The organism is Myxococcus sp. AM011, from assembly GCF_013372595.1.
In the GTDB taxonomy this organism is placed as follows: Bacteria; Myxococcota; Myxococcia; order Myxococcales; family Myxococcaceae; genus Myxococcus; species Myxococcus eversor.
In genome coordinates, this window is record NZ_JABXEM010000451.1 from 1 (window position 1) to 4819 (window position 4819).

1 protein-coding gene is annotated in these 4819 nt (G+C 69.1%); it reads right to left on the reverse strand.

Annotated elements, in window-relative coordinates; all coding sequences use genetic code 11:
• Window positions 1-4819: non-ribosomal peptide synthetase (locus HUW62_RS45815; RefSeq protein ID WP_176438030.1), on the reverse strand; the 4819-nt coding region annotated here is incomplete at both ends.

The window sequence follows — 4819 nt, forward strand, 5'->3', positions numbered from 1 at the left end:
CGCAGCAGGTGGGCGAGCTGGTTTGAGCGCTGATTGAGCTGGAGGAAGGAGAGAGAGGAGGAGTCGTCGAGGACGGCGAGGGCGTCGGGCGTGAGGGCGGCCTGTGCCTCGAAGCGCTCGTGGAAGGCGCCAGTCCAGGGCAGCTCGCGGCGGGTGTTGTTCCACTCGACGAGCACCTGACGGCGCTCCTCCGCCGGCAGCATCGGCAACTCACCCACGAGGGTATCGGGGGCGGTGATGGCCGCTTCCAGCAGGGTGTTCAGATGTTCCACCCAGCGGGCGATGGTGGCCTCCTCGAAGAGGTCCACGCGGTAGCTGAGCCCGCCAGCCAGTCCTTCCGGCGTCTGTGAGAGGGTCAGCGTCAGGTCGAACTTCGTGACCTGAAGCTCCTGCGCGAACGACTCCAGGTGCAGCGGCGCGCTGTCGTCGGACGTGCTCTCCACGGTGCGGTTCGCCACCGGGAGGTTCTGCAGCGACAGCATCACCTGGAACAGCGGCGTGTGGCTCAGGCTGCGCTGGGGCTTCAGCTCCTCGACCAGCTTCTCGAAGGGGACGTCCTGGTGCTCATAGGCGCCCAACGTGGTGGCGCGGACCTGCGCCAGCAGCTCGCGGAAGCGCAGGCCGGGGCGGACCTGCGTGCGCAGCACGAGCGTGTTCACGAAGAAGCCGATGAGTCCCTCGGTCTCCGTCCGGGTGCGGCCGGCGATGGGCGAACCGACGGTGATGTCGTCCTGGCCCGAGTAGCGCGCGAGCAACACCTGCCACACGGCGAGCAGCGCCATGAACGGCGTGGCCCCTTCCTGGCGGCAGAGCGTCATCAGGCGCTCCGTCAGCTCCTTCGACACCCGCACGGGCTGAGAGGCTCCGCGAGGATTGCGAACAGGAGGACGGGGCTTGTCCGTGGGCAGCTCCAGCAGCGGAGGAAGCGCGCCGAGCTGACGACGCCAGTACCCGAGCTGTTGCTCCAACACGTCGCCCTTCAACCAGGAACGCTGCCAGGCCGCGAAGTCCGCGTACTGGATGGGGAGCGCGGGCAGTCGAGCGTCTCCGCCCGAGGCGAAGGCTTCATACAGCGACGCCAGCTCCTGGATGAGCACGCCCATGGACCACCCGTCCGAGACGGCGTGGTGCATGGTGACCAGCAGCACGTGGTCCTCGGGCGCCAGGCGAAGCAGCATCGCCCTGAACACGGGCCCTCGGGCGAGGTTGAACGGCCGCTGGGCCTCCTCGGCCGCGAGCCTCCGCGCGTGCTCCTCGCGTTCCTCCGCGGAGAGCATGCCCAGCTCCACGATGGGCAGTGAGAACCGCTCGGCCGGATGGATGTGCTGCACGGGCTCGCCATCCCGGGCGAGGAACGTGGTGCGCAGCGATTCGTGGCGTTCGAGCAGCGCGGTGAAGGACTGCTCCAGCGCGGAAAGGTGGAGCGTCCCCCGCAGCCGCAGCGCCGAGGGGATGTTGTACGCGGAGGTGCCAGGCTCGAGCTGATCCACGAGCCAGAGCCGCTGCTGCGCGAAGGACAGCGGCAGCTCTCCTGTGCGCGGCGTGGGCACCAGCGGAGGCGCCTGCCTCGAGTGCTCCTGCCGAGCGGCGGCGATGCGCGTGGCCAGCTCCGCCACGGACGGCGCCTCGAAGAGCGCGCGCAAGGGCAGCTCCACCTCGAACGCCCTCCGGATGCGCGACACCACCTGCGTGGCGAGCAGCGAGTGGCCGCCCAGTTCGAAGAAGTCGTCGGAGACGCTGACCTTGTCGAGACGGAGGACGTCGGCCCAGATGGAGGCGAGCAGCTCCTCGGTGGGATTGCGAGGCGCGAGGAAGGACTTCGAGGACGCGAAGGTGTCGGGAGCCGGGAGGGCCTTCCTGTCGAGCTTCGCGTTCGTGGTGAGCGGGAACGCGTCCAGGTGGAGCAGGAACGACGGCAGCATGAACTCGGGCAGCTTGAGCTTGAGGAACGAGCGCAAGTCGGCCGAGTCGATGGGGGCCGAAGACGTGAAGTACGCGGCGAGGCGCTTGTCTCCCGGCGAGTCCTCGCGCAGCAGGGCGATCGCCCCGGTGACGGACGGGTGCGAGCGCAGCGCCGCCTCGATTTCGGCGAGCTCGATGCGGAAGCCGCGCAGCTTCACCTGGGCATCGGAGCGACCGAGGAAGTCGAGCGCGCCGTCGTCGCGCCAGCGGACCAGGTCGCCGGTGCGGTAGAGGCGTGCTCCGGGCGTGGCGCTGAACGGGTGGGGAATGAAGCGCTCCGCGGTGAGGTCGGGGCGGAGGAGGTAGCCGCGCGCGAGGCCCTCACCACCGATGAACAACTCGCCCGTCACGCCAGGGGGAACGGGCTGGAGCGTGGCGTCGAGGACGAAGAGCTGCGTGCCGTGGATGGGGCGACCGATGGGCAGCGTCGTCCCAACGTCCTCGGACCGGGTGACCGTGAAGGTCGTGGCGAAGACCGTGGATTCCGTCGGGCCATAGGCGTTGGTGACGGGCACTCGCCACGTGCTCAGGGCCTTGCGGACGTGGAGCGGCGAGACGACGTCGCCGCCCGTGAGGACGTGCTGCAGCGCACTCAAGCCCGGAAGCCCGGAGTCCGCGAGCTGGGTGAAGAGACCAATGGTGGCCCAGAGCGTGGTGACGCCGTGAAGGGACACGGCCTGCCAGATCTCCTCGAGCGACAGCGAGTGCGGCGGCGGGACGACGAGCCGCGCGCCATGAAGCAGCGCGCCCCAGATCTCGAACGTCGCGGCGTCGAAGGAGATGGGCGCGAGCAGCAGGTGCGTCTGCTGAGGACCGAACCGCGTGTAGTCGGGGCCGACGAGCGTGCGAAGGACGCCGGAGTGCGGAGTGCCGACACCCTTGGGCCGGCCCGTCGAGCCGGACGTGAAGTCGACGTAGGCCAGGGACAGGGGCAGGGCCGCTGGCGGCAGCGCCCCCGTGGGCTGAGACGAGAAGTCGACGTCGTCGAGGACGAGGGTGGTGCGGCCCTCCGTCGGGAGCTTCGGCGCGAGGGCTCGCGAGGTGAGGATGAGCAGCGGCTGGGCGTCCTCCATCATGTTGGAGAGGCGCTCGCGGGGGTAGCTGGCGTCGAGAGGGACGTAGGCGCCGCCAGCCTTGAGGATGGCGAGGAGCGCGACGACGAGGTCGAAGGAGCGCTCCAGCGAGAACGCGACGCGGGAGTCGGTGGAGACGCCCAGCGCGCGCAGGTGCCAGGCGAGCTGGTTGGAGCGGGCGTCGAGCTGGCGATAGGTGAGGACGTCCTCACCGAAGAGGAGGGCCGTCGCGTCGGGAGAGCGCGCGACGACGCGTGCGAAGACCTCGGGGATCGTGGAGTCAGGCGAGGTGACGACCGGGGACAAAGCCCAGTCGACGAGGACGCTGCGGCGCTCGACTTCCGTGAGGATGGAGTGGGCGGCGACGGGGACGTCGGGGCGGGTGGCGACGGCTTCGACGAGCAGCTCGAAGTGACGGGCCATGCGCTCGACGGTGGCGCGCTCGAAGAGGTCGGAGTTGTAGCCAATCCCTCCGAAGATGCCGTCCGGCGTCTCGACGAGGCTGAGCTGGAGCTCGAACTTCGACGTGTTTCCGCTGACCTCCACCGGACTGAGCGTCAGCTCCGTCTTCTGGATGGCGGACGCCGGCGTGTTCTGGAGGACGAAGAGGACCTGGAACAGCGGGCTGCGACTCATGTCACGGCCGGGCTGCAGCTCCTCGACGAGTCGCTCGAAGGGAATGTCCTGGTGCGCGTAGGCACCGAGCGCGGCCTCCTTCACCTGCCGCAGCAAGCTCGGGAAGGACGCACGGGAGTCGATGCGCGCGCGCAGCACGAGCGTGTTGACGAAGAAGCCGATGAGTCCTTCGAGCTCCGAACGGTGACGACCGGCGATGGGCGAGCCGACCGTGATGTCGTCCTGACCGGAGTAGCGGGACAGGAGAAGTTGCCACGCGGCGAGCAGCGCCATGAAGGGCGTAGCGCCTTCGCGCTGGCACAGGTTCTTGAGCTTTTCGGCTGTGGCGAGCGGCAGGCTGACGAATACCTGTCCGCCCGAGGTGGTCTGCACGGCGGGCCGAGGCTTGTCGAGGGGCAGCTCCAGGGCCGTGAGGTCCGCGAGCTGCTTGCGCCAGTAGGCAATCTGGGCGTCGAGCACGGGGCCCTGGAGCCAGCCGCGCTGCCAGACGGAGAAGTCGGCGTACTGGATGGAGAGGGGCGCGAGCGGAGACGGCCTGCCGTGGGAGAAGGCGTCGTAGAGGGCGCCGACCTCCTGGATGAGCACGCCCATGGACCAACCGTCGGAGACGACGTGGTGCATGTTGAGCGCGAGCACGTGCTCGGTGTCGCTCAGCTCCAGGATTTGAGCGCGGATGAGCGGACCGGTGGAGAGGTTGAAGGGCCGCTGGTACTCCTCCTTCAGTCGGTTCTCGACTTCAACACGGGTGCTCTCCGCGTCGAGGCCTCGGAGGTCCACGCGCGTGACGGGCAGCTCGGCATGCGGCGCGATGACCTGCAAGGGCTGGTCGTCACGCTGGATGAACGTGGTGCGGAGCGCTTCGTGGCGGCGGACGAGTTCATCGAAGCTGAGCTGGAGCGCGTTGATGTCGAGATGCCCGTCCAGGCGGACGAAGGAGGGCATGTTGTAGGTGGAGGAGCCGGGCTGGAGCTGGTCGATGAACCAGAGACGCTGCTGAGCGAAGGAGAGGGGCAGCGGGCCAGTGCGAGGGACAGGGAGGATGGGAGGCGGCTGAGCGGTGGAGCCCTCGCGGGAGGCCGAGAGGATGCGAGCGGCGAGGGAGGCGACGGTGGGCGCCTCGAAGAGGGCGCGGAGGGGAAGCTCGACGC